This is a genomic window from Flavobacterium circumlabens, from assembly GCF_004345565.1.
Classification (GTDB): domain Bacteria; phylum Bacteroidota; class Bacteroidia; order Flavobacteriales; family Flavobacteriaceae; genus Flavobacterium; species Flavobacterium circumlabens.
In genome coordinates, this window is record NZ_SLWA01000008.1 from 256,422 (window position 1) to 280,881 (window position 24,460).

The window sequence follows — 24,460 nt, forward strand, 5'->3', positions numbered from 1 at the left end:
GTTTGGGCACAAAAAAAGGAACCATTTAAATAGTTCCTTTTTCTATAGAAGTAAAATTATATTTAGTCCTGAATGTACGTTTTGTTACCGTTTGAGTTAATGTAATATTTACCTCCTCTTGGTCCTGTGTACACTTTTTTACCATTGTACTCTCCGGTAATTTTATCTGCAACTTTTGGTGCCTTTTCGTTGGTTTCTTTTAATGTTTTAGCAGCCGTTTTTTTCGTTGCCGTACCATCTTTTTTCACCGCTTTGACTTTGGCATCGGTTTTAGCTTCTGTTTTTTTCAAGTCCGCTTTCGTACTTTCTTCTTTTGCAGCTTTTTTGGCTTTTGCAGCATCGCTTTTTGTTTTTGCAGCATCAGCTTTGGCTTTTGTTGATGCGTCGGTGGCCTTGTCTGCTGCCTTTTTTGCTTTTGTAGCTTCTTTCCTGGCATCTGCCGAGGCTTGGTCTGCAGTTGCTTTTTTAGCTTTGGCCGTTTCTTTTTTGGCGTCTGCTACTTCTTTATCAGCAGCTGCTTTTTTCTTTTTAGCAGTCGTTTCACTTTTTGCTTTAGCTGTTTTTGTGGTTTCCTGAGCGTAAAAATTTCCAGACAAAATCAACATGAAGCAGAATAAGAATAATTTTTTCATAAGTTAAGGTGTTAGAATTTCAATTAAAATTAATCAATTTATGTGAATGTTTGCCGTAAAGTGTTAAAAATAAGCGCGAAGCTGAATATTTCCGGTATGAATGGTATTTCCGGTTTCGCTTTTACGGCCCTGATAGTTTAAATTGACATCCAGAAATTGGGTTATGTTTTTCTGCAAAAGAAGTTTCCAGACTAAATTCTGCCCCGCCTGAAGCCCTTCTAACATTTGAAATCCAACAGATGAAAATTCATTTCCCGTAAATTTATTTTCATAAAATGAAAACTCTCCGCTGATAGTTACTTTTTTTTCACCGGCATAGGAAAAAGAAGTTCCGATTCGGTTTTGAGCTAAAGTTTCTAAGTTTCCGGTCTGATTTTTTTTGTTTTGTAATTCATAAAAGAAATCCAGGCTGGTATTTTTCGAAAACAAATAGCTGATTTTCGGGGCAATCTGATAGCCTTCCAAATCATAATTTTTTTCTGTAAAGTCTTCTGAAACTAAGGTGGTTTTGATTGTTTTGGTAAACCAGTTAAACAACCAGCTTTTTTGATATAAATGGGTGTATTGCAGTTGATGTGAATTGTTTTTTACCTCTTGTGAACCAATCGAAAGTAAATTTTTTCCTTTATTCATAAGGTAAGAATAGGTTACCGAATGGTTTTGTTTCCCCCGATTATAATAAAGGCTGTTTCTGAAACTGGAATTTAATCCCAGCATATTTTCATCAGAAGAATTAAATGGATTCAGTTCAAAATGACCACCGTCATTTTTTACTTTTCGATCCATGATAAAAGAAGTCTGGTTGTAAAAATAAGACACCAGCTTTTTAAAACCTTTTTCGTTTTGCCATTGCAGCGGATTCAGAGTCACCGATTGCGAGAACTTATTCTGATTGGTTTTTATATAAATCTGATTGGATAGAAAGATGCGTATAAATTTAGCCTGATCCGGAAAAGGAGCAATTTCAAACTCTTCCAATTCCTGAATTCCATTGCCATTATAATCGTTCCAGGTATAAACTCCCTGTCCGGTTGGAACTTCTATATACGTGAATTCCTGTTGGGCAATAGTTCCGGAACTGGTTTCGTAAGCCGTTCCGATTTGCATCAACTGATTGAAAAAACGATCATTGTAGAGAATTCTGGAATTTAGTGAAGGTTCACTTTTGCGTGAGGGATCTGTAAAATCTAAAGTCCTGTAACTCGCATAAACCGATAAATCTGTTTTTTTGTTCTGAATTAATTTGGATTTCAAAACATACATTTTTGAATCATTCACATGCTGCAGGAAACCATTTTGTAAACTGTCATTACGGCGTTGTAAATAGCCCAGTTCTACAAAAACTTTTGTACTGTCGCCTCGTCCAACAAAAACGCCATATTCCGAAAATCTCTGGCTCAGCGTCGAAAACTGATTGGAGACTTTGTCTTTTTCCTGATTATCTTCGATCTGAACACTTCCGCCAATCCAGTTTTTTCCAAAATGATATTTGGTTTTCGTAAGGTTTCTGATAAATTTAGAACTTGAAGTGGTGGCATCAGAATTCAGGAAACTACCCCGATTTTCAATTGTCCATTTGTTCAGCTTAAAGAAAGCATTGGCCGTATGGCGTGACCCGGAATAGCTCTCCGTAAAATCTAATTTTTCGAATTGATACGTAAACAAACCAATATTTGTGGTTTCTTTTTTAGAAAATAAATCAAAATTCAACCCTGTAACCAGCAGACTCTGATTGCCTAAAAGTGTCGAATTTAAGTTCCAGTCCCGATTGAATTCAATATTGTACAAACGCTCTACAGATTTGAAATCTTCCTGTACAAACTGATAGTTGGCAAAAGCATCCAATGTCCAGTCTCTGGTAAAAAGACGTTTTTTGATATTCGTTTTTACAGCAACACCTTCGTTATTAGAATCATCAAGAGTTGAAAACAGGTTTTTATCGTTATCACTTATGGCAATTTCAAAATCTGCCAGCGTTTTTTCATCCGGATTGTATTTCCCTAAAAACGTAGCCACCTGAATTTTCATGGGAGCCGTTAGTTTTACAATCGGCTCATAATTTCCCTGCAAAATACCATTTACGGGAGGAACATATTCGTAAATACGCTCGACCGAATTGTTATTCTGAATGACATAATTCCCAAGATTATTTCCGACAAGACTGAATTTTACATTGTATAAAACATCAGTTGAATTATTCGAATATTCATAAACGTCAAGTCCGTTAAGAATTATTTTTTTGTATAAAATTTTATTGTCGGCATAAGCATCTTCGTACGCAGAAGGAGCAGTCATCCGATTTTGGTCGTCTCCGGCCTGACTCAGAATCTGGACTTGTGCGGTAGAAAGATTCTGTTGTAAAGGCTGATTTTTCAAATCGCTTTCAGAATATAAATAACCTCCAAAACTCCAGTTTTTATTTTCATGAGTTGCTCCGGCATACGTCACTAAGCGATTGTAATTTCGATCTGAATATTGGTATTCAATATTGATACGCATTTCTGAAGTGATTGTAAATAGGGACGTAAAAACAATTTCACCCGCATTATAATCAATTATATAATCATTGTTTTCGCCGCGTTTCAGTAAAACACCATTTACGTAGACCCGTTCCGAACCCGAAATGACCAGAACATACAATTCCCCATTTTGTCCTTTTAATTTATACGGCCCCTGATTGCCTTCCTGGCCTACAAAAGTACTTTTGGCGTATTGCCCTTTTACAAAAGCAACCGATGCAAAAATATTGGTTTTGCTTTCTTCGGTATCAAAATCAAAGCTTGCGGCAATTCCCTGAACTTTTTTATTGAAGCTTAAAAATTGTGTTTTCCTGTTTTCCAAAAAGACATCGCCAGCCCGTATGTTCCAGTCATCGCTGAAAAGTTCCATGAAAATATTATCAAACTGATCCAGTTTTTGAGAATAGCCGCCATCCTGCAGCGGAATATTACTGTCCTGCAGCGAGACTCTTAAACTTACTTTGTCGGATATTTTTCCGGTGATTTGTAAATCTAAATTAGAGTTTAAAACGGTATTCTGATTATTTCCGACGGTGACGCCACGTGCTATGCTTCCTGAGGTGTTCAATCCGTCAAACGGAATGACTTTTTTGGTGGAATTCTCAATTTTATACAATTTGTCGGTGGTAACATCATTGCTCACGACCTGGCTTTCGTTATACAAACTGTATTCTTTGGTTAGAAAATCGGGATAGTTTAAATAGTTTACAATTAAAGTGTCGATGCCTGAAGTAAAATTTTCCTTTAAAATTAAACTCCCCTTAGCGAAATCAACCTTATAAAAAGTAGAATCAACCGGTTCGTTTTTTGAATTTAAAAGTTGGAAAAAACCTGAATTGATACTGAATTTTTCCAGTTGAATCGTGTCTTTTGAAATCGCTATCTTTTTTGTTTTGTACAGTGAATTGCTTTCCTGCGCCTGAAGCCCGGAATAAAAAACAAACACCATCAAAAAAAGTAATTTTTTCAACATAAAGACTTTAACTGCAAAAAGTCAAAAGTAGTATTTAATAGTGGTAAAATGAAAGGGCAGTTTGCTAAAACAAAAAAGGCTTGATTTTTTGGTGAAACCTCATTTTACGATTCTATTGCCCAGTAATTACTATAAAAATTTGGTGATTGCATTAAGCTCTGATGGTTTCCAAAATGAGTTATGGTTTTGTTGTCTAATACATAAATCTTATCTGCAACATTTTTAAGCATATTGAGGCGATGTGAAATGAAAAAGATAGCACAATTTGCTTTTATTTTTTGAAACAGCCAAAATAAAGAATTACAGTTAAGATTATTCGTTTATGTTTTTTTATGAAATTCATTTGCTTGTTATTTAAAAGCAGTCTGAAGTGTTTTATTATAATTTATTTCTTGGTAATTTCATTCCCCATCGCAGTAGGATAAGACTAATAATAGCCCAAATAATCGCAAAATATATTCTTGGATCATATTTATGAGCTATTATCTGTGTTATAAAAAAAGTATCTCCATTAAAAAAAAAATAACCAAAAGATTATAAGGATGTAAATAGGGCTAATAATATAGTTATTAATAAAAAGAAGTTTTTTTATATTGTTGGGTTTCATAAGTTATTCTATAAAATTTATCAATCTCATTATTTAAGGTAGCATAATCAATAGCTTTCACAAATTTTTACTGCATGATTACGGGATGTGATGTAGATTTAATTAAATAAAAATTAAATTTTTTTTAGAAATTATCTGGTATATTTTGTTAAGAGATAAATAGTTGCGATTATAGTTAATATAAATAATATTGAGTTAGATTGGCGAAATTTATGGTCCATCCTAACTGTTTTATTCTTTTAGGTGGAAATAATCTTTTATCTTTTGGATTGTAATAAAAATTCTCCATTTCCAGTTTTTTGGATCATGATGCCATTCATTTTTGGTTTCTTTACTTGGTTTATTATTTGTTGCCATAATTTAAAACTTTAAGTTTTGTTTTTAAAATTTTAATAATATAATTTTCACTGTCTAAATAAAGAATGAGTGCGGAAGTCATGGAGAAAAAGAATGTTATTAAACCATGTGATTTAACTTACAAATTTTTAGAGATACGATCTATGAAGAGAACTATCAGTCAATGCTTTTAACAAAGCTCAATACAATTAAAATAAGTGTCAGCGATTATGTTCATTGCCTCTCCATGTATATAATTTAATTCTCTGAGACAGTCAAAGTATTGCTCAATGGTATTTAAAGCTGAGGGAGGTAAAAATAGATCTACACCTTCAATGTATGATTCAAGTATTGCATAGTCTCCCTGATTATTATTGAGAAATGGAGTGCATTCCTGAGCTGTCGCATAAAAAAAATATTCCTGTAAAGCATTTATATTGTAGGTATATTCATCATGACATGAATATTGACATTCTCTTTTTTGCGCTTTGGATGTCGGTATTAATAAAATTAATAAACCTATTGTTGTGATAATCTTTTTCATTTTTTAGTTTATTAGATCTTTTTTAACTGTATTTCTTTTCTTCCTAATAACAATTGTTTCATTCTTTCATCTCCGATCTGAGATCGTCGGGTTTTTATGAAAAAGGAATAAAATTTCTTCTTGTTGACTTTCAGTTCGGGGTATTTTTGAAAAAGTTTTTCTTCAGCTGCTTTGAAAGCAATTAAATTGCGGATTCTTTTTCCAAAATCAACGTATCCTGCTTTTTCCTTGGCTTTCGCATAATCATTGAAACTTTTAAATTTATTTAGTTCTAAGTCTTTTTTGAATTTTTTATCTGAGATTTGATTTACATTGTCTCTGGGATATTTTATCATATCTTCTAAGTACTTGCTATAGGCCTTATCCATTGACTCAAATAGTGGATCTTTTGTTAATTCTTTAGAGATTTCTCCGTTTTTGTTAATCACTTCATCCCTTGTACAGGATAAAAAAGTAAGAAATGATACCAGGACTAATATAAGTAATTTAATGTTTATTTTCATAAAAAAGCAGGTTTATTATTATAAATTGTTGAACTTTCACTCAGCAAATTTATATTACTTTTCAAAAGAGTCTTATTCGAAAATCGGTTATTTAAAACCTGAATCCGAATAATTATAAAACATTTCTTATGTTTATATTTGTAAAAATGTGAATTATGAATAAAATTATAGGAAATAAGCTAAAAATATTGCGTCAGTCTAAAAATCTGTCACAAGAGCAAGTGGCAGATTTTTTACATATATCATTATCTGCCTATGCAAGAATGGAAAGAGGGGAAAGTACTTCATGGGCAAGTCATTTTAATCGAATTTGTGAGGTCTTCGAAATTACTCCTGAGGAATTAGTTAAGAATGAGGGAGTTCTAAATGAAAAAGAAGATTTTGTAAATATTGAATACGAAACTCAAAGCGCACTGCTCAACGCCTATAGAAAAATATTAGAAAAGTATGAAGGGCAAATTATCGTGTTAAAAGCAATAATCGAAGATTTAAAAAGAAGCAAGGAATAAACAGTACAAAAAAAAGGTTCCACCGTTAAGTGAAACCTTTTGAATAGGCTGAATTTATATAATTAACTTTATAAAGAAAGCTTAATTGATTTCTTTAGTTACAATCTGCATCGTCTCACGGCTTACCTGTTTCAGTAAAACGGCTTTGTTTTCTTCAACAGTTTGTGCTGCTTGTTCGGTGAAATGACGAATCGTATATAAAGTCACATTTTCGTTATAATCCACTTTGAATTTCTTTGAAAGTATGGCATTCAGATCATTGAAATTCCCAAATTTATCTTCTACACAAACAGAAAAACTAATCGCAGAATTCTGAATTAGGTTTACCTTGATTTTGAATTCGTGAAAAAGAGCAAAAATTTCGCTGATGTTTTCCTCCATGATAAAAGAGAAATCAATCGAGGAAAGCGAAATCAGAAGCTGGTTTCTTTTCACGATAAAACACGGATATTGCGGTTCTAAGTCAACTCCTTTTGATACGCAGGTTCCTTTTAGTAAAGGATTAATAAACGATTTAACGTACAACGGAATTTCTTTTTTCTGCAATGGCTGTAAAGTTTTCGGGTGAATTACCGTTGCGCCGTAAAAAGCCAATTCGATAGCTTCACGGTACGAAATCTGATTCAGTAAGCTTGCATTTTCAAAATAACGTGGATCGGCATTCATAACACCGGGAACATCTTTCCAGATCGTTACGTTTTCGGCATTCAGGCAATAAGCAAAAATTCCTGCGGTGTAATCTGAACCTTCACGACCTAAAGTGGTGGTGAAATTATTCTCGTCAGCACCCAAAAATCCCTGAGTGATGTTCAATATTTTTCGCGGTACATTTTTGCTTATATTTTTTTGGGTTGCCTCCCAGTCCACTTCAGCATCACGGTAGTTGGAATCGGTTTTTATAAATTCACGAACATCCAGCCATTGTGTTTTGATGCCCATAAAATTCATGAAATGACTCAAAATCGTAGTCGAAATCAATTCTCCGAAACTTACCACCTGATCATAAACAAAATTGTAGTTTGGGGATTTATTATGTGCTAAAAAATATTCCAAATCAGAAAATTGTGCTGTTACCGCTGCAAAAACATCGTGTTTTTCATCTTCGAATAAGTCCAGTAATATTTGATTGTGGTATTTTTTTATTTCCTGTACAGATGAATTCAATTGCTCCGATTTATCAAAGTAATTTTTGATCACCACTTCAAGTGCGTTGGTAGTTTTTCCCATTGCCGAAACAACCAGAATCACATCTTCATAACCCACTTTTTGTAAAACGTCATATACGTTTTTGATCCCGTCGGCATCTTTTACGGATGCTCCTCCAAATTTAAATACTCTCATTCTTAATTTTAGATTTTTAATTTTAGATTTCAGATTGAAATGAAATCTAGTATTTTATTATTTTTCTGCCACAGCTTATTTCAATCAGAAAGGATTTTAATTTCTTTAATTCTGTAATCTGTGGCTGTCTTTTTCTGTTTTTTATAAATTCCAAATTCCAATTGATTGGATCGTAGAGACGCACAGCAATGCGTCTTTTTGCTACAGATTAATGATTTTCGTTGGTTTTTCTCGCCACGAATTTCACGAATTTTTCACTAATTAATTCGTGCCAATTTGTGAAATTCGCGGCAAACTCAAGCAAGTTTTAAAATCATTTTAATCTTAATAATCTGTGGCAAACGATTTTTTTACAATTTTTCCAGGAAAGAATTAATTCCCGCTTCGTCCATTTGAACTACTTGCCAGTCTTCAAGAATTCTTGCGCCGGAATTCTCGTAAAATTTCACAGCTGGCGTATTCCAGGCCAGCACATTCCATTCGATTCTTCTTACGTTGTCTTTCTTTCCCTGCTTCATGATTTCAGCGTATAGGGCAGACCCTACACCGGAACCGCGCATTTTATCCTTTACAATTAAATCTTCTAGGTGAATCGTTTTTCCTTTCCAGGTAGAATAACGGTAATAATATAAGGCTATTCCAACAATTTCTTCCTTTTCCTCTGCTACAAATACATGAAATAACGGTTTCTCGCCAAAACCGTCACGCAGTAAATCATCTACTGTTATTACGACTGCATCGGGTTCTTTTTCGAATATTGCCAGCTCCTGTATTAATCCTAAAACCGATTCCATGTCTTCCGGATTTCCTTTTCTAATATTCATATATTCTTATTATTAAGCGTTTATTGGCTAAAATAGTATGGTTTTAATACTCAATTTTTGCTTTTGATTACCAAATGTACAATAGTAGCAAACTAACGAAATAATTTTTAAACCATTCTCACAAAAAAAACGATATTTGTGACTTAAAATTAAAACTACAACGATTTAGTAATGGAAGAACGCAATAAAACACTAGGAGAGTTTATTATTGAGAACCAAAAAGCATTTCAATACTCATCAGGAGAGTTATCCCGAATTATCAACTCTATACGTTTGGCGGCGAAAGTTGTAAACTATAAAGTAAACAAAGCAGGTTTGGTGGATATCATTGGCGCAGCAGGCGAGCAAAATATTCAGGGAGAAGATCAGCAAAAGTTAGATGTCTATGCAAACGAAGTATTTATCCAGACGTTAATAAACCGTGAGATTGTCTGTGGTATTGCTTCTGAAGAAAACGACGATTTTATTACTGTTCAGGGGAGCGACAACAGTCATAATAATAAGTACGTGATCTTAATGGACCCTTTAGACGGATCTTCAAACATTGATGTCAATGTTTCTTTGGGAACGATCTTCTCTGTTTTTAGAAGAATTACGCCAATTGGAACTCCGGTGACCAGCGAAGATTTTCTGCAGCCGGGCGTAAATCAGGTTGCTGCCGGATATGTGATTTACGGAACATCAACGATGTTAGTCTACACAACAGGTCATGGCGTAAACGGATTTACTTTAAATCCTGCTATCGGAACATTTTACCTTTCACATCCTAATATGAAATTTCCGCGTGACGGAAATATCTATTCGGTAAACGAAGGTAATTATGTGCATTTCCCTCAGGGCGTAAAAAACTACATCAAATATTGTCAGAGAGAAGAAGAAGACAGACCGTATACTTCCCGATATATCGGAAGCCTGGTGTCTGATTTTCATCGAAATATGATCAAAGGCGGAATTTATTTGTATCCAACCAGTTCAAAAGCACCTAAAGGAAAATTACGTTTGCTGTATGAATGTAATCCAATGGCGTTTATTGCAGAACAGGCGGGAGGAAAAGCAACAGATGGTTTCGGAAGAATTATGGAAATTCAGCCAACTGAACTGCACCAGAGAGTTCCTTTCTTCTGCGGCAGTTATAATATGGTTGAAAAAGCCGAACAGTTTATGGCAGAGGCTAAGTAGGTCTCAGTCTCAGTTTTCAGTCACAGTACCAAACCCGACAGGTTTTTAAAACTTTTCGGGTTTATGGATATAAAAAGTAAACCCGACAAATCTTAGATCTGTCGGGTTTCTATTATCAGTGTCAGTTTTTAGTGGCAGTTTGAAACTCTAAGCTGCGACTGTAAACTGAATACTTTCTATTTATGCATATGTTGCATTTCGTAAACAAAAGTATCACCGTCTACTTTTTTATCAACTAATGATAATGCTTTTGCAATAATATAGTTTACGTTGCTTGGGGTAAAACCTAAAGCAATACCTAATTTTCTTAACATTACTTCTTGTTGGTCTTCAAGGTGGTGATCAACGTGTACCATTCTTGTCAGATCATATAAACGCTCTAAACGCTGTACATGTAAATAAGGTGGATTAATTGGATATTTTAATGGGTCGTTAAGAATTTCTTCGTATTCAGTTTCTGAAATCTCTAAACGTGCAGCTAATTTATCTAAGAATTTTTTTTCCTCAGGATGTACAATTCCATCGGCTAATGCTACGCGAACAATAGCTGAAAAGTGACCTTTGTTTCTTTGTTTGAATTCGCTATCAAATAAATCTGAAAATGACATAATTATGTTTTTTTATGGTGCAAAGATAATTTTTATTTTAAATTATTAATTTTAAAGTTCTCATAAAATTTAACTTATTTTTCTTCGTTGTTTTAAGGCAGGGTTTTCTTGAATTTTCAAAATTAATCGTAAGTTTACAACCCCTTAATCAATTAATACCAGTACCTATATGTCACAATTTTGGATTTATTTTCAAATAGGATTAAAGCATGTTTTAGACATTCATGCCTATGATCACGTTCTTTTTTTAATCGCATTGACAGTTCCTTACACTTTCAAAGACTGGAAACGTATTTTATTGCTGGTTTCCGTTTTTACAATTGGGCATACGGTGGCTTTGGTGCTTTCTGTTTTTGGAATTATAGCGGTAAAAGTGAATATTGTGGAGTTCTTAATTCCGATTACCATTTTAATAACGGCTTTGTATCATTTGTTTACAGCAGGCAAAGCATCTAAAAATGACGGAGTGAATCTGATCTTTTTTGTGACCTTGTTTTTTGGAATTATACACGGACTTGGATTTTCAAATTATTTCAAGACAATATTAGGCGGTACTGCAACCTCAAAATTACTACCTTTGGGAGAATTTGCATTAGGAATTGAAGTAGCGCAGCTGGTAGTAGTATTTGTGGCTTTATTATTGTCATATATAGTGCAGACCGTTTTTCGTTTTTCTAAACGTGATTGGGCACTTGTAATGTCGGCTTTTATCATTGGAGTTGTCATTCCTATGATTATTGAAAGCCCTATTTGGAACAGATAAAATAAATGGAAGTAAATAAAATAAATAAATACGATAAAGCGTATTTGCGAATTGCCAAAGAATGGAGTTTGCTTTCTTATTGTAAGCGGAAACAGGTAGGCGCCATTATCGTAAAAGACCGAATGATTATTTCTGATGGTTATAATGGAACACCGTCGGGATTTGAGAATTGCTGTGAAGACGAAGACGGATTGACGCGCTGGGATGTTTTACATGCCGAGGCAAATGCAATCCTGAAAGTAGCAAGATCAACACAATCCTGTGAAGGAGCGACTTTGTATATTACACTTTCACCCTGCAAAGAGTGCAGTAAATTAATACATCAGTCAGGGATAAAAAGAGTCGTGTATCAGAATGGATACAGAGACGATTCGGGAATTCAGTTTTTAATAAAAGCAGGCATTGAAGTATCACATATTCCCGATCTAGAAGAGTAAATGAAATTAAACTCAAAATATTTACCCCTTGTCATAGGAGCCGTTTTTGCTCTTGGCACAGTCCTCGGAAGCCTGATGAATGCTCCCGTTGACGATCAGCTTTTGGCTAAAAATTACTCCAAGACAAAACTGAACAAACTCATTGATTTTATCAATAACGAATACGTGGACAGCGTGAATACGGATTCAATTGTAAATTTGACAGTAGACAATATACTGTCTAAATTAGATCCGCATTCCGTTTATATTCCACCCACAGAACAGGCAGAGGTTGCCGAAAGTATGAAAGGGGACTTCGTAGGAATCGGAATCAATTTTTACATGTACAAAGATTCCGTAGCAATCATAAGGCCTGTTGAAAATGGTCCTTCGGCGAAAGCTGGATTGAAATCCGGAGACCGAATTTTATTTGCCGGAAAAACCAAATTGTTCGGCAGGAAATTACCTTCAGACAGCCTGTTCTCCAGATTAAAAGGAATAAAAGGTTCTGAAATAGAACTTACTGTTTTTAGAAAATCAGAACAGAAGAAACTGAAGTTTAAAATTAAAAGAGATATTATTCCGATAAAGAGCGTTGATGCGTCTTTATTATTAGGGAATAATACGGGTTATATAAAAATAAACCGTTTTGCGGAAACCACATATAAGGAATTCAAAACAGGTTTAACCCGTTTGCAAAAAAAAGGAATGCAGTCGTTGATTATTGACCTTCGTGATAATGGAGGAGGCTACATGGAAGAGGCTGTTGCTATTGCAGATGAATTTCTAAAAGACAAACAACTGATCGTTTTTACCAAAAGCAAGAATGGAACTACCGATAAAACCTATGCCAATAAAGGCGGAAGTTTTGAAAACGGAAAAGTATATGTTCTGATTAATGAAAACAGTGCATCGGCAAGTGAAATCCTGGCCGGAGCGCTTCAGGATAACGACCGCGGAACTATTGTAGGACGCCGTTCTTTTGGAAAAGGACTCGTGCAGCGAGAAATGGATTTCAACGACGGATCAGCGGTAAGACTGACGGTTGCAAGATACTACACCCCAACCGGAAGATCGATTCAGAAACCGTATAAAAAAGGGAACGAAGAATATTATAAAGAATCTGAAGACCGCATTAAATCAGGGGAACTTTATGCAAAAGACAGTATAAAAGTAGCAGATTCTCTAAAATTTAAAACGCCAAAAGGAAAAATCGTCTACGGCGGAGGCGGAATCGTTCCGGATGTTTTTGTGCCAATGGAAGCAGAACACGGAAATGAAAATGTGGCCTATCTGATGCAGACCGGAATTGTGGGGCATTTTGTTTTTGAAGAGCTGGACAAAAACAGAAATGCATTTGACGGACTTCATTTTAGTGCATTTCAGGCTAAGATGAAAAACTCGGATGAGTATTTCAAAAAATTCAGGAACTATATTTTAATGACCGGTTTAGACTTGAAATTAGATAAAACCAAAGCTTTGGTTAATCGCTATATCAATGCTGAATTTGCCAGACAATTGTATGGTGAATTGTATTACTACGATGTAATCCTGAAAGAGGATGCGATGGTTAAAGCAGTTTTGAATCCAAAAAAGTAATTTTAACTTTTTTATAATGGAAAAAAGCAACGTTGTAAATGCAGAAATAGAACTTCTTACTGCAATTAAATATGCAGACGTTTCAGTATTGGAAAAAATGCTGCATGATGATTTACTTTTTAACTTACCCGACGGGCAAACGATCACCAAAGAATTTGATCTGAATATGTATCGTTCCGGAAAAATGAAGATTGATTTCCTTGAAGCCTCAGATCAAATCATCAATTGTATCGGAGATACAGCAATTGTGAGTGTTACGGTTTTATTAAAAGGCAATTACGATAATAATCGGATAGACGGAGCTCTACGTTATATTCGCGTTTGGAAACAATTTGACGAAGGCCTGAAAGTAATTGCAGGCAGTTGTGCGGAACTGAAATAAAAACTACAGCCAAATAATAATAATTTTTTAAAACAGGATGTAACAAATTTTGCTTAACAGTAGCGAATTTTACAGTTAAAATAATAATTATAATATGAAAAATCTAAAAAGAATAAGTGCTCTGATTGTTTTAATGACTTTTGTAATTTCTTGTGCTTGCATGAAAGATAAAAACACCATTTCAGGAAAAGTAGAATCTGTTGAATTTGGAAAGGACGGTTACACGGCTAAAATTAATACAGATAAGAATGAGGTTTATTTTGCAACCATCAGTATTGTAAATGTTGGCGGACCGGAGCATTATAAAGTGTTAAAACAAGGTGATGAGGTTTCTTTAAAAGGAGAATTCTGGAAAACAGATACGGAGAAACATATCAAGGTAAAAGAGATTGTTTCAGTGAAATAAATCTTAGAAAATTTAAAAACCATTAAGAGATTAAGAAAATTAAGCTTTAAAACTTAACGACCTTAATCTCTTAATGGTTTTTAAATATATAAATGTTTGTTATCGAATACTGTCGTGTGCATGAGTCTGCACACCATTGTTCCATAAAGTAAGAATGTCTGTTGCTACAGCGGCACCACTTCCGGCAGCAATTGCCAGTTGGCTTCTCCAGCCAGCCAGAGTTCCAATCACATAAATGCCATCTACTACTTTATGGTCGTCATTTTTAAGCTGAATACGCTGCTTTTCCGGTAGTGCTTTTTTATGAGGTTCAATATAGTGCATTAAACCTTCAATGTCAAAAGTATTAGCAGAACCAATTCCGATAACGATGCTTTTAGTCTGATAGGAGTTTTTGTTAGTAGTAACGGTAAATTCAGGAAAGGATCCTTCTACTTTGATTACTTTTTCATTTGGGATCTGCGTAATATGCGGATACGTTAATGCCAGATCCTGTGTGCTTTCAGAAAGTAATTCCGAACCCAGTTTGCCTGGTGTTATACCGTAAGCATTGTAGAAAATAGCCTCCTGTAACGAAGAATTTTTCTGGTGGGTAAAAATCCCGATTTTTTTATCGCTTGCAAAAGTTTTGTTTTTGGCTGAACCTAAAACGAGAGCACAGGACATGCCTGAAACGCCTCCGCCGATAATTAAAGTATCAAACATATTATCGACCGTTGGTTTTTTCTTCGATCTTTTTCGAAATTCTAAAAATCAAAAGAATCAAAACGGCGCAAAAGGAAGCAGCTATTCCAATAAAAGCTACTGCACTGTCACCCTGAAAAGGGTTTTTGAAGTCTAGCAACGTAATATTAAAAACAATTAAAGCTAATGCTAAAAGCACTAAGATTGAAGTGAAAATTTTCATATGGCTGTTTGTTTGTCTAAAATAGTAAAGTAAAATTCTCCGGCAGGGATTACCGCAAAATTGAATTTTTTAAATTTTATGAGGTAAATTTATAAAAATATCTGTTAGACAAACAAACCTTTAACATTAGCAGCGAATAATTTAACAGCAATCGCTAAAAGTATTACTCCAAATGTCTTGCGAACAACACCAAGTCCGTTTTCTCCTAATAAAGTTTCAATTTTTTTAGATGATTTCAAAACTACATAGACCAGAATAATGTTCAGTAAAATAGCAATGATAATATTAATGGTGTGAAACTGGGAGCGAAGGGAAAGTAAAGTGGTCATGGTTCCTGCTCCGGCAATTAACGGAAACGCTAACGGAACTATAGAAGCTGATCCCGGTTCTTCATCGCGATATATTCTAATTCCTAAAATCATTTCCAAGGCCAGGAAAAATAAAACAAACGAACCGGCAACGGCAAACGAATGTACGTCGATCCCGATCAGGGTTAAGAAACCTTCTCCGACAAAAAGAAAAACAATCATAATCAGTCCGGCAACAATTGAAGCTTTTTCAGAATCGATGTGGCCAACCTTTGCTCTTAGATTTACGATGATAGGAATAGATCCAACGATATCAATTACTGCAAAAAGTACCATCCCAACAGTGATAATTTCCTTAAAATCAATTTCTAACATACTTTTTTCTATTTAGTGTTTAAAGATGTGCAAAGGTAGATAATAAAGTTAGGCCTTTTTTTGATAAAATCAGCCGTCGTGTATTTTTGTTATAAAAATATGTATTATGGATTAAAATAATGATTTTTATAACAAAACATTCTCCTCACCGCAAAGATTCGCAAAGATCTTTCGCAAAGATCGCAGTGTTGTGGGCGGAAATAGTGGGTAGCTTTTATAAGGATTTTAAACAACGGTTTGTTTTTCAGTTTCTGTTGATGATAAAACTTCGCGAATCTTTGCGAAAAACTTTGCGCTCTTAGCGGTTAGACAGCAACGATGATGCACTCGGAATTTAATCTCCTTTCATCTGTTTTCTTTGTCTATCTTTGCACTTTATAAATTACAGTATTTTAGTATCATGTTTCAATTAGGAAAAACCATTATTTCAGAAGATATTCTTGAAAAAGAATTTGTGTGCAATTTGTCAGCTTGTAAAGGAGCCTGCTGTGTTGACGGAGATGCCGGTGCACCTTTGAGTGAGGCGGAAACTAAAATCATGGAAGAGATTTATCCCAAAGTCAAACCTTTTTTGCGAAAAGAAGGAATTGCAGCTATTGAAGCGCAGGGAACCTGGGTAAACGGGACGGATGGTGATCTTGAAACACCATTAATTGATAATAAGGATTGTGCTTACGTTATTTTTGACGGCAAAACGGCGCTTTGCGGAATCGAGCAAGCGTACAATCAGGGAATCGTAGATTGGAAAAAACCAGTTTCCTGTCATTTGTATCCGATCCGTGTAAAAGACTTTACGGAGTTTGCTGCAGTCAATTACGATAAGTGGGAAATTTGTGATGATGCCTGTTCTTTAGGTAAAGAATTAGAAGTTCCGGTTTATAAATTTGTAAAAGAAGCGTTAATTCGCCGCTTTGGGCAGGATTGGTATTTAGAGCTCGAAAAAGTGGCCGAAGAACTCAAAAAATCGTAAAATCCAGGCGCTTTAGTTACCACTTTAAAAGGGGATATTTTAACTCAAAAAATAAACTTTTAACTCAAAAAATAAACTTTTAAAAACTTTTAAAAACAATTAATAATTTCTTGCTTTTTATTGTAAAAAGTCTATATTCTACGGGGACTTAAGGTGTGAATGACAATATTAAATGTCTCATTTACAAATATTTAATTATTGTCTGAAAAATATCTCATTTTTCCTGCGTTGTTAAAAACTACGACCAATTGTGAATAAGTTTGGCTTTTATTTTCGCCAACAAATGACAATCTTTGTACTCTACTGAATCAGCAAAAATTCAATACAAAAAATAAACATAAAAGCCATGTCACAAGTTGAGCCAATTTTACAAGAAAATAAGAATCGTTTCGTAATTTTTCCTATCAAACACCACGATATTTGGGATTGGTATAAGAAGATGGAAGCGAGCTTTTGGACTGCAGAAGAAATTGACTTGCATCAGGATTTGAATGACTGGAATAATAAACTGTCAGAAGAGGAGCGTTATTTTGTAAAACACATTTTAGCATTTTTTGCTGCTTCTGACGGAATTGTAAATGAAAACCTTGCAGAGAACTTTGTAAATGAAGTGCAATATGCAGAAGCGAAATTTTTCTATGGTTTTCAAATCATGATGGAAAATATTCACAGTGAAACGTATTCTCTTCTAATCGACACCTATGTTAAAGATGAAGCAGAAAAAGCGGAATTGTTTAATGCGCTGGAAGTTTTTCCTGCGATTGCCAAAAAAGCAGAATGGGCTTTGAAGTGGATTGAATCTGATTCGTTTGCAGAAAGACTTATTGCTTTTGCAGCTGTTGAAGGAATATTTTTCTCAGGTGCTTTCTGTTCTATTTTCTGGTTGAAAAAACGTGGTCTGATGCCAGGTTTGACGTTTTCTAACGAATTAATTTCCCGTGACGAAGGGGTACATTGTGATTTTGCAGTGCATTTACATAATCACCATTTAATAAATAAAGTTCCGAAAGAAAGAATTAAAGAAATCATTGTTGATGCCTTAAATATTGAAAGGGAATTTGTTACAGAATCTCTTCCGGTAAGTTTAATCGGCATGAATGCAGTTTTAATGACGCAATATCTGGAGTTTGTTGCAGACAGATTACTGGTAGAGTTAGAGTGCGACCGTGTTTACGGATCCGCAAACCCATTTGACTTTATGGATATGATATCCTTACAGGGAAAAACCAATTTCTTTGAAAAAAGAGTTTCCGAATATCAAAAAGCCGGAGTAATGAACAGTGGCTCAGGCGGAGATAGTGATTCTCAGAAAATCAGCTTTGATGCAGATTTTTAGCGCATAAGAATATTTTAGTGATTCCCCCAAAAAACACTAAAAAGAATAAATTTTATAACACAATATTTTTGAGATTGAATCTCTTCCCAAATCGCGGATTCAATTATTTTAATTCATTTTCAATTTGTTTTTCAAATTTGAAGTAGGTAACTATTGAGAATCCTGTAATTCTCAAAATAAAAACAATAAAACACACAATGTTTAAGTACTGGAATCCGTTATTCCAGTGTCTTTCATTTTTTCAATAACAATAAAAAAGTAAGCTTATGTATGTAATAAAAAGAGATGGACGCAAAGAGCCGGTAATGTTTGATAAGATTACAGACAGAATCAAAAAATTGTGTTACGGTTTTAATGAACTTGTAGATCCTGTAAAAGTCGCCATGCGCGTTATTGAGGGATTGTATGATGGTGTTTCTACTTCAGAGTTGGATAATCTTGCTGCTGAAACAGCTGCTTCTATGACTATTGCACACCCTGATTATGCTCAATTAGCCGCTCGTATTGCTATCTCTAACTTACATTCTAATACAACAAAATCGTTCTCAGAAACGATGTCGGATATGTATCATTATGTTAATCCAAGAACAGGGAAAGAAGCTCCTTTGTTGGCAGATGATGTTTACGAAGTAATTAAGAATAACTCTCAGGTTCTGGATTCAACTATTATCTATAATCGTGATTTTAACTACGATTATTTTGGATTTAAAACATTGGAACGTTCTTATTTGCTAAAAATAAACGGAAAGATTGTAGAGCGACCACAACATATGCTGATGCGTGTTTCTATCGGAATTCATAAAGACGATATTGCCTCTGCGATTGAAACGTATGAGTTGATGTCTAAGAAATTCTTTACGCACGCTACACCAACATTATTTAACGCAGGAACTCCAAAACCTCAAATGTCATCTTGTTTCTTGTTAACCATGAAAGATGACAGTATTGACGGTATTTATGATACCTTAAAGCAAACGGCTAAAATTTCGCAGTCTGCTGGAGGAATTGGTTTGGCTATTCACAATGTAAGAGCTACCGGTTCTTATATCAGTGGAACTAACGGAACTTCTAACGGAATTGTTCCAATGCTTCGTGTATACGACATGACAGCCCGTTATGTAGATCAGGGTGGAGGAAAACGTAAAGGAAGTTTTGCCATGTATATCGAGCCCTGGCATGCTGATATTTTTGATTTCCTTGACTTAAGAAAAAACCATGGTAAGGAAGAAATGAGAACCCGTGATTTATTTCTTGGAATGTGGATTCCGGATTTATTCATGAAAAGAGTTCAGGAAGATTCCACATGGACTTTGATGTGCCCTAACGAATGCCCTGGATTATCAGAAGTGCACAGTGAAGAATTTGATGCTTTGTATTTAGGTTATGAAGCAGAAGGAAAAGGAAGAAAAACCATTAAAGCGAGAGAAATCTGGGAAAAAATCCTGGAATCTCAGGTAGAGACAGGACTTCCGTACATGTTGTACAAAGATGCGGCAAACCGTAAATCGAACCAAAAGAATTTAGGAACAATCCGTTCGTCCAATTTATGTACTGAAATTATCGAGTACACGTCTCCGGATGAAGTTGCGGTTTGTAACCTGGCTTCGATTTCATTGCCAATGTTTGTGGAGAACGGTAAATTTGATCACCAAAAATTATTTGATGTTACAAAACGTGTGACATTCAACTTAAATAAAGTAATTGACAGAAACTATTACCCTGTAAAAGAAGCTGAAAACTCCAATGTACGCCACAGACCAATTGGTTTGGGAGTGCAAGGTCTTGCAGATGCTTTTATCATGTTAAGAATGCCTTTTACAAGTGACGAAGCGAAACAGCTGAACCACGAAATTTTCGAAACGTTATACTTTGCTGCTGTTACTGCTTCTATGGAACTGGCAAAAGTAGAAGGACCGTATTCTACATTTGAAGGATCTCCAATGTCTCAGGGAGAATTCCAATACAATATGTGGGGAATGAAAGACGAAGAATTATCAGGACGTTGGGACTGGGCTTCATTACGTAAAGAAGTTGTAGAACACGGAGTTCGTAACTCCTTATTAGTGGCACCGATGCCAACAGCATCAACTTCTCAGATTTTAGGAAACAACGAAGCTTTCGAGCCTTACACTTCTAATATCTACACCAGAAGAACGCTTTCCGGAGAATTCATCGTGGTAAACAAACATTTACTGGAAGACTTAGTGAAATTAGGAATCTGGAATGAATCTTTGAAGCAGGAAATTATGCGTCATAACGGATCTGTTCAAAACATTAAAGGAATTCCGGATGATATTAAAGAATTGTACAAAACAGTTTGGGAGATGTCAATGAAAGATATTTTGGATATGTCACGTCAGAGAGGTTATTTTATTGACCAGTCGCAGTCATTGAATTTGTTTATGCAGGATGCTAATTTCTCTAAACTAACTTCTATGCACTTCTATGCATGGCAATCCGGTTTGAAAACAGGAATGTATTACCTAAGAACAAAATCTGCGGTAGATGCGATTAAATTCACGTTAAACAACGATAAAAAAGAAGAAGCAACACCAGCATCAGCAACTTTAGTTCCGGAAACAGAGCCAATAAGTGTTGAAGACTACAAAGCAATGTTGCTAAAAGCACAAGCCGCAGATCCTGAGGATTGCGAAATGTGCGGGTCTTAATTTTTTTAGAATAAAGAGAATAGAATTATTCTTATAATAGAAAGCAGTTATTGTAATGATAGCTGCTTTTTTGATTTATAATGGTCAATTTTAAACAAATTTTACCCTCAGCTCTCAGTACCTTAATGCTTAAAATTTCAGTACCTCCCTAAAAACTACTTGCTTAAATCGCATTTTAAGGCTGATTTATTTAATTATCTTACAAAAGGCAGGTAATTTGTTAAGAAATTCTTTTTTGTTTCATAAAATGCAATATTTTTTTTGGTGCAGTGAAAATAATTTATACATTCGCAGAGAATTTATTGAAAAACACAAACAAAATGTCCAATAACCGTTTTTATTTTAGCAACTCTTTTTATTTCTTCTTTAGTAGAAGTAAGGATTGTGCTATGGTTATTTGAGAAAATTAAAAAAGACAAATAAAACTAATATACAATCCTGATGAAAATCAGGATTTTTTTTTGAATATATGACAACGAAAATTGCAATACAAGGTATAAAAGGTTCTTTTCACCATCAGGTTGTAAAGGAGTATTTCTCTGAAAATGTGGCTATTGATGAGTGTTTGTCTTTTGAAGAATTAATTGACAGCCTGCTTTCCGGAAAATCGGATCAGGCCGTTATGGCAATTGAAAACTCGATTGCAGGGCCAATTATTCCGAATTATGCGTTGATTGACAAGAATAATTTGCACATTATCGGAGAACATTATTTGAGCATTCACCAAAATTTAATGGCCCTGAAAGGTCAGAAAATGGAAGATATAAAAGAAGTTCATTCACACCCGATGGCTATCTTGCAATGTATGGATTTCTTAAAAAAATATCCAAACATTAAATTGGTTGAAGATAAAGATACAGCCGAAACCGCCAGAAGAATTCAGGAAAAACAATTAACCGGAATTGCTGCAATCGCGAGTAAAACGGCTTCTGAAATGTACGATTTGGAAATTCTGGCACCGGAAATTCAAACGATTAAAAATAACATGACCCGTTTCGTGATTATTAAAAAACAGAATTCATTTTTGCCGGAAAACGAAATCAACAGAGCTTCCATCAAATTTGAATTAGATCATAAAAGAGGAAGCCTGGCAGCAGTTCTCAATGTAATGAGCGATTGCAAACTGAATTTAACAAAAATCCAGTCGCTTCCAAAAATCGAGACACCCTGGAAATATTCGTTTTTCGTAGATGTGACATTCGAGAAATACGAAGACTTTGCAAAAGCCAAAGCATTACTGAATATTATGGCAGAATATTTAAAGGTTCTGGGAGAATACAAAAACACAAAGCCCTAAAGGAAATTCTAATTTTGAAATTCCAATCCCGAGGCTTCGGGACGAAACAATTGTCAGGCTGAGCGGAGTTGAAGCCTCTTTAGTTTTCAAAAGTCTTCGACTTTGCTCAGGGTGACAGAAGTTTTAAAGTTATAAGTAAAAAAAAAGCATAAAGCTTAAGGCCTAAAGCCTAAAGCATTTTTAATAAAAAATAGAAATGATTACAACAGCAAAACGATTAGATACAGTTGAAGAATACTACTTCTCCTCAAAATTGAGAGAAGTTCGTCAACTGCAGTCGGAAGGAAAATCGATCATCAACATGGGAATCGGAAGCCCTGATTTGAGTCCGTCGAAAGCAGTAATTGAAGCAGTAGCTGCAGCAATTCTGGATGAAAACGGGCATGGTTATCAAAGCTATCAGGGATTGCCGGAATTGAGAAAAGGGATGGCAGATTTTTATCAGGATCAGTTTGGTGTTGCCTTAAATCCGAATAATGAGATTTTGCCTCTGATGGGTTCTAAAGAAGGAATTATGCATATTTCACTGGCATTTCTGAATGAAGGTGATCACGTTTTAATTCCGAATCCGGGTTATCCGACTTATACTTCGGTAACCAATCTGGTTGGAGCTGTTCCGGTTTATTATGATCTGAAAGAAGTGAATGCCTGGGAACCGGATTTCGAAGCGCTGGAGAAATTAGATCTTTCGAAAGTAAAAATCATGTGGCTGGGATATCCGCACATGCCAACCGGTGCCAGAGGAAGCTTAGCGTTATTTGAAAAATTGGTTGCTTTTGCTAAAAAACACAACATATTACTGGTAAACGATAATCCGTATAGTTTTGTTCTGAATGATAATCCGATGAGTTTATTGCAGGTGGAAGGGGCAAAAGAGGTGGCTCTGGAATTGAATTCATTAAGCAAAACATTCAATATGGCAGGCTGGAGAGTCGGAATGGTTTTAGGAAATCCTGAAATTATCGATGCAGTCCTTAAAGTAAAAAGCAATATGGACAGCGGAATGTTCTATGGCATTCAGAAAGGAGCAATCGCTGCTTTAAATTGTGATAAGTCATGGTTCGAAGAGCAGAATAAAATTTACAGACGCCGTCGGGAATTAACAGAGAAGTTAGCAGAGAAATTGGGCTGCAAAGTGTATAAAGAAGGTGTTGGATTATTTGTATGGGCAAAATTACCCGAAGGAATAGCATCAGCAGAAAAGTTTATTGACGAAATATTATACGAGAAACACATTTTTATCACCCCGGGAACCATCTTCGGAAGTAATGGTGAAGGATATATCCGATTCTCCTTGTGTGTGAAAGAAGAAAAAGTACAGGAAGCGATTGACAGATTTTAAGGATTAAGATTTTAGAATAAAGAATAAAGAATAAAGATTTTTGACAAAGATTGGTCATTTTGATTGTGGAGTTACTTGTGAAGATTTCTGCTTCGTCGAAATGACAAAAAAGACAGAAAGTAATAAAAGGTCTTAAAAAACAAGAGGTCCTAGCCCTGATAGAAGCGGCATCCTTTTGCGCCGGGGTTCGGCGGAAAAGATATAGCGGATAGCAGGAATTAGCTTCTAATAAATATAAATATGAAAGTATACGTAATAGGAATAGGGTTAATAGGGGGTTCGATGGTGCTGGACATCAAAGAAAAACATCCGGACGCGACTATTTTCGGAATAGACAGTAACGAAAAACACTTGCAGGAAGCGATTGATTTAGGCGTTATTGATCAGGCAGGAAGCTTTGAAGAATTGGCTGAAGCTGATTTTGTGATTGTTTCGGTTCCTGTAGATGTTGCCCTGACGATTTTGCCTAAAGTACTGGATTCAGTTGGCGATCAAACCATTGTTTTTGAAGTAGGATCTACAAAAAAGCCCATTTGTGATGCAGTTGCCAGTCATCCGAAAAGAAGAAATTTTATCGCCACGCACCCAATTGCAGGAACAGAATTTTCCGGACCATCGGCGGCGATAAAAGGATTGTTTCAGGGGAAAACGAATATTATTTGTGAAGTGGAAAAAACCACTTTCAAATTACAGGAAAAGGCATTGAAGCTTTTCAGCGAAATCGGAATGCGGATTCGGTATATGGATCCGACTTCGCACGACAAACACATTGCTTACGTTTCGCATTTGTCGCACATTAGTTCGTTTATGCTCGGAAAAACGGTGATGAATAAGGAAAAAGACGAGCAGGATATTTTTGATATGGCAGGAAGTGGATTCGAAAGTACCGTTCGTTTGGCAAAAAGTTCACCCGCAATGTGGACGCCAATTTTTAAGCAAAACAAAGAACACGTCATTGAAACATTAGAAGAATACATTTCAAATCTCAGTCGGTTTAGGGATTTGTTAAAAGAAGAAAATTACAATGCCATTTTTGAAGAAATGGAAAGTACCAATAAGATTAAAGAGATATTAAACGGATTAACAATTAAAAAATAAACTAAAAAATAAACTAA

The 24,460-nt window shown here is 35.1% G+C and carries 24 protein-coding genes; 13 read left to right on the forward strand and 11 right to left on the reverse strand.

All coding sequences use genetic code 11. The annotated features are described in order from the left end of the window. Window positions 1–62 precede the first annotated feature (62 nt). From EV142_RS18730 to EV142_RS18750, 5 genes are all read right to left on the reverse strand, one after another. Window positions 63–632 carry a hypothetical protein gene (locus EV142_RS18730; RefSeq protein WP_132037368.1) on the reverse strand — a complete coding sequence of 190 codons (570 nt, stop codon included), beginning with the start codon at window positions 630–632 and terminating at the stop codon, window positions 63–65. A gap of 63 nt (window positions 633–695) precedes the next feature. Next, window positions 696–4,124: a porin family protein gene (locus EV142_RS18735; RefSeq protein WP_132037369.1), complete on the reverse strand. Its 3,429-nt coding sequence runs from the start codon at window positions 4,122–4,124 to the stop codon at window positions 696–698. Window positions 4,125–4,906: 782 nt separating this feature from the next. After that, entirely contained in the window at window positions 4,907–5,020 is a 114-nt protein-coding gene (locus EV142_RS24725) for a DUF5808 domain-containing protein (protein ID WP_371311647.1), read from the reverse strand. A gap of 237 nt (window positions 5,021–5,257) precedes the next feature. Then, entirely contained in the window at window positions 5,258–5,611 is a 354-nt protein-coding gene (locus EV142_RS18745) for a hypothetical protein (protein ID WP_132037370.1), read from the reverse strand. An 11-nt stretch (window positions 5,612–5,622) separates the two neighbouring features. Continuing rightward, window positions 5,623–6,114 carry a hypothetical protein gene (locus EV142_RS18750; RefSeq protein ID WP_132037371.1) on the reverse strand — a complete coding sequence of 164 codons (492 nt, stop codon included), beginning with the start codon at window positions 6,112–6,114 and terminating at the stop codon, window positions 5,623–5,625. A gap of 155 nt (window positions 6,115–6,269) precedes the next feature. Here EV142_RS18750 and EV142_RS18755 point away from each other — a divergent pair, with 155 nt between their 5' ends. Beyond that, window positions 6,270–6,623: a helix-turn-helix domain-containing protein gene (locus EV142_RS18755; protein ID WP_132037372.1), complete on the forward strand. Its 354-nt coding sequence runs from the start codon at window positions 6,270–6,272 to the stop codon at window positions 6,621–6,623. Window positions 6,624–6,704: 81 nt separating this feature from the next. Here the strand turns inward: EV142_RS18755 and EV142_RS18760 are convergent, their stop codons facing one another. Both EV142_RS18760 and EV142_RS18765 read right to left on the reverse strand, forming a co-directional pair. After that, window positions 6,705–7,964, reverse strand: a complete 1,260-nt coding sequence (locus tag EV142_RS18760) for an aspartate kinase (protein WP_132037373.1) — start codon at window positions 7,962–7,964, stop codon at window positions 6,705–6,707. Window positions 7,965–8,314: 350 nt separating this feature from the next. Further along, on the reverse strand, window positions 8,315–8,788 hold the full coding sequence (locus tag EV142_RS18765; RefSeq protein WP_132037374.1) for a GNAT family N-acetyltransferase: 474 nt from the start codon (window positions 8,786–8,788) through the stop codon (window positions 8,315–8,317). Window positions 8,789–8,959: 171 nt separating this feature from the next. Between EV142_RS18765 and fbp the strand changes: the two genes are divergently transcribed. Beyond that, window positions 8,960–9,967 carry a class 1 fructose-bisphosphatase gene (fbp, locus tag EV142_RS18770; RefSeq protein ID WP_132037375.1) on the forward strand — a complete coding sequence of 336 codons (1,008 nt, stop codon included), beginning with the start codon at window positions 8,960–8,962 and terminating at the stop codon, window positions 9,965–9,967. 176 nt (window positions 9,968–10,143) lie between these two features. Here fbp and EV142_RS18775 read toward each other — a convergent pair whose 3' ends face one another. Beyond that, on the reverse strand, window positions 10,144–10,575 hold the full coding sequence (locus tag EV142_RS18775) for a tellurite resistance TerB family protein (protein WP_132037376.1): 432 nt from the start codon (window positions 10,573–10,575) through the stop codon (window positions 10,144–10,146). A gap of 169 nt (window positions 10,576–10,744) precedes the next feature. On the opposite strand from EV142_RS18775, the gene EV142_RS18780 reads away from it, so the two are divergent. The 5 genes from EV142_RS18780 (at window position 10,745) to EV142_RS18800 (ending at window position 14,141) form a co-directional block, all read left to right on the forward strand. Next, a complete protein-coding gene (locus tag EV142_RS18780; protein ID WP_132037377.1) occupies window positions 10,745–11,338 on the forward strand; it encodes a HupE/UreJ family protein in 594 nt (197 codons plus the stop codon). Window positions 11,339–11,343: 5 nt separating this feature from the next. After that, window positions 11,344–11,775, forward strand: coding sequence for a deoxycytidylate deaminase (locus tag EV142_RS18785; protein WP_132037378.1), 432 nt, complete (start codon window positions 11,344–11,346; stop codon window positions 11,773–11,775). Then, window positions 11,776–13,353 (forward strand): S41 family peptidase, encoded by a 1,578-nt coding sequence (locus EV142_RS18790; RefSeq protein WP_132037379.1) that lies wholly within the window; start codon window positions 11,776–11,778, stop codon window positions 13,351–13,353. 16 nt (window positions 13,354–13,369) lie between these two features. After that, window positions 13,370–13,735: a nuclear transport factor 2 family protein gene (locus EV142_RS18795; RefSeq protein ID WP_132037380.1), complete on the forward strand. Its 366-nt coding sequence runs from the start codon at window positions 13,370–13,372 to the stop codon at window positions 13,733–13,735. A 94-nt stretch (window positions 13,736–13,829) separates the two neighbouring features. Continuing rightward, window positions 13,830–14,141 carry a hypothetical protein gene (locus tag EV142_RS18800; RefSeq protein WP_132037381.1) on the forward strand — a complete coding sequence of 104 codons (312 nt, stop codon included), beginning with the start codon at window positions 13,830–13,832 and terminating at the stop codon, window positions 14,139–14,141. Window positions 14,142–14,240: 99 nt separating this feature from the next. On the opposite strand, the gene EV142_RS18805 is transcribed toward EV142_RS18800, so the two are convergent. The 3 genes from EV142_RS18805 to EV142_RS18815 form a co-directional block, all read right to left on the reverse strand. Beyond that, window positions 14,241–14,846: an FAD-dependent oxidoreductase gene (locus tag EV142_RS18805; protein ID WP_132037382.1), complete on the reverse strand. Its 606-nt coding sequence runs from the start codon at window positions 14,844–14,846 to the stop codon at window positions 14,241–14,243. Window position 14,847: 1 nt separating this feature from the next. Further along, window positions 14,848–15,048 (reverse strand): hypothetical protein, encoded by a 201-nt coding sequence (locus tag EV142_RS18810; protein ID WP_047778985.1) that lies wholly within the window; start codon window positions 15,046–15,048, stop codon window positions 14,848–14,850. 104 nt (window positions 15,049–15,152) lie between these two features. Further along, entirely contained in the window at window positions 15,153–15,731 is a 579-nt protein-coding gene (locus EV142_RS18815) for a MarC family protein (protein ID WP_132037383.1), read from the reverse strand. A gap of 400 nt (window positions 15,732–16,131) precedes the next feature. On the opposite strand from EV142_RS18815, the gene EV142_RS18820 reads away from it, so the two are divergent. From EV142_RS18820 to EV142_RS18845, 6 genes are all read left to right on the forward strand, one after another. After that, a complete protein-coding gene (locus EV142_RS18820) occupies window positions 16,132–16,701 on the forward strand; it encodes a DUF3109 family protein (RefSeq protein ID WP_132037384.1) in 570 nt (189 codons plus the stop codon). A gap of 346 nt (window positions 16,702–17,047) precedes the next feature. Beyond that, entirely contained in the window at window positions 17,048–18,037 is a 990-nt protein-coding gene (locus tag EV142_RS18825) for a ribonucleotide-diphosphate reductase subunit beta (RefSeq protein ID WP_132037385.1), read from the forward strand. 266 nt (window positions 18,038–18,303) lie between these two features. Beyond that, a complete protein-coding gene (locus tag EV142_RS18830) occupies window positions 18,304–20,706 on the forward strand; it encodes a ribonucleoside-diphosphate reductase subunit alpha (RefSeq protein ID WP_132037386.1) in 2,403 nt (800 codons plus the stop codon). A 469-nt stretch (window positions 20,707–21,175) separates the two neighbouring features. Beyond that, on the forward strand, window positions 21,176–22,003 hold the full coding sequence (locus tag EV142_RS18835; RefSeq protein WP_132037387.1) for a prephenate dehydratase: 828 nt from the start codon (window positions 21,176–21,178) through the stop codon (window positions 22,001–22,003). A 196-nt stretch (window positions 22,004–22,199) separates the two neighbouring features. Continuing rightward, the gene (locus EV142_RS18840) at window positions 22,200–23,345 is read left to right on the forward strand and encodes a pyridoxal phosphate-dependent aminotransferase (RefSeq protein ID WP_132037388.1); all 1,146 of its coding nucleotides are present in this window, start codon (window positions 22,200–22,202) and stop codon (window positions 23,343–23,345) included. Window positions 23,346–23,585: 240 nt separating this feature from the next. Next, window positions 23,586–24,443, forward strand: coding sequence for a prephenate dehydrogenase (locus EV142_RS18845; protein WP_132037389.1), 858 nt, complete (start codon window positions 23,586–23,588; stop codon window positions 24,441–24,443). Window positions 24,444–24,460 lie beyond the last annotated feature (17 nt).

Excerpts from the sequence above, each read along its gene's own strand:
- EV142_RS18730 (WP_132037368.1), bottom strand. The coding sequence starts at position 632 with ATGAAAAAATTATTCTTATTCTGCTTCATGTTGATTTTGTCTGGAAAT.
- EV142_RS18735 (WP_132037369.1), bottom strand. The coding sequence starts at position 4,124 with ATGTTGAAAAAATTACTTTTTTTGATGGTGTTTGTTTTTTATTCCGGG.
- EV142_RS24725 (WP_371311647.1), bottom strand. The coding sequence starts at position 5,020 with ATGGAGAATTTTTATTACAATCCAAAAGATAAAAGATTATTTCCACCT.
- EV142_RS18745 (WP_132037370.1), bottom strand. The coding sequence starts at position 5,611 with ATGAAAAAGATTATCACAACAATAGGTTTATTAATTTTATTAATACCG.
- EV142_RS18750 (WP_132037371.1), bottom strand. The coding sequence starts at position 6,114 with ATGAAAATAAACATTAAATTACTTATATTAGTCCTGGTATCATTTCTT.
- EV142_RS18755 (WP_132037372.1), top strand. The coding sequence starts at position 6,270 with ATGAATAAAATTATAGGAAATAAGCTAAAAATATTGCGTCAGTCTAAA.
- EV142_RS18760 (WP_132037373.1), bottom strand. The coding sequence starts at position 7,964 with ATGAGAGTATTTAAATTTGGAGGAGCATCCGTAAAAGATGCCGACGGG.
- EV142_RS18765 (WP_132037374.1), bottom strand. The coding sequence starts at position 8,788 with ATGAATATTAGAAAAGGAAATCCGGAAGACATGGAATCGGTTTTAGGA.
- fbp (WP_132037375.1), top strand. The coding sequence starts at position 8,960 with ATGGAAGAACGCAATAAAACACTAGGAGAGTTTATTATTGAGAACCAA.
- EV142_RS18775 (WP_132037376.1), bottom strand. The coding sequence starts at position 10,575 with ATGTCATTTTCAGATTTATTTGATAGCGAATTCAAACAAAGAAACAAA.
- EV142_RS18780 (WP_132037377.1), top strand. The coding sequence starts at position 10,745 with ATGTCACAATTTTGGATTTATTTTCAAATAGGATTAAAGCATGTTTTA.
- EV142_RS18785 (WP_132037378.1), top strand. The coding sequence starts at position 11,344 with ATGGAAGTAAATAAAATAAATAAATACGATAAAGCGTATTTGCGAATT.
- EV142_RS18790 (WP_132037379.1), top strand. The coding sequence starts at position 11,776 with ATGAAATTAAACTCAAAATATTTACCCCTTGTCATAGGAGCCGTTTTT.
- EV142_RS18795 (WP_132037380.1), top strand. The coding sequence starts at position 13,370 with ATGGAAAAAAGCAACGTTGTAAATGCAGAAATAGAACTTCTTACTGCA.
- EV142_RS18800 (WP_132037381.1), top strand. The coding sequence starts at position 13,830 with ATGAAAAATCTAAAAAGAATAAGTGCTCTGATTGTTTTAATGACTTTT.
- EV142_RS18805 (WP_132037382.1), bottom strand. The coding sequence starts at position 14,846 with ATGTTTGATACTTTAATTATCGGCGGAGGCGTTTCAGGCATGTCCTGT.
- EV142_RS18810 (WP_047778985.1), bottom strand. The coding sequence starts at position 15,048 with ATGAAAATTTTCACTTCAATCTTAGTGCTTTTAGCATTAGCTTTAATT.
- EV142_RS18815 (WP_132037383.1), bottom strand. The coding sequence starts at position 15,731 with ATGTTAGAAATTGATTTTAAGGAAATTATCACTGTTGGGATGGTACTT.
- EV142_RS18820 (WP_132037384.1), top strand. The coding sequence starts at position 16,132 with ATGTTTCAATTAGGAAAAACCATTATTTCAGAAGATATTCTTGAAAAA.
- EV142_RS18825 (WP_132037385.1), top strand. The coding sequence starts at position 17,048 with ATGTCACAAGTTGAGCCAATTTTACAAGAAAATAAGAATCGTTTCGTA.
- EV142_RS18830 (WP_132037386.1), top strand. The coding sequence starts at position 18,304 with ATGTATGTAATAAAAAGAGATGGACGCAAAGAGCCGGTAATGTTTGAT.
- EV142_RS18835 (WP_132037387.1), top strand. The coding sequence starts at position 21,176 with ATGACAACGAAAATTGCAATACAAGGTATAAAAGGTTCTTTTCACCAT.
- EV142_RS18840 (WP_132037388.1), top strand. The coding sequence starts at position 22,200 with ATGATTACAACAGCAAAACGATTAGATACAGTTGAAGAATACTACTTC.
- EV142_RS18845 (WP_132037389.1), top strand. The coding sequence starts at position 23,586 with ATGAAAGTATACGTAATAGGAATAGGGTTAATAGGGGGTTCGATGGTG.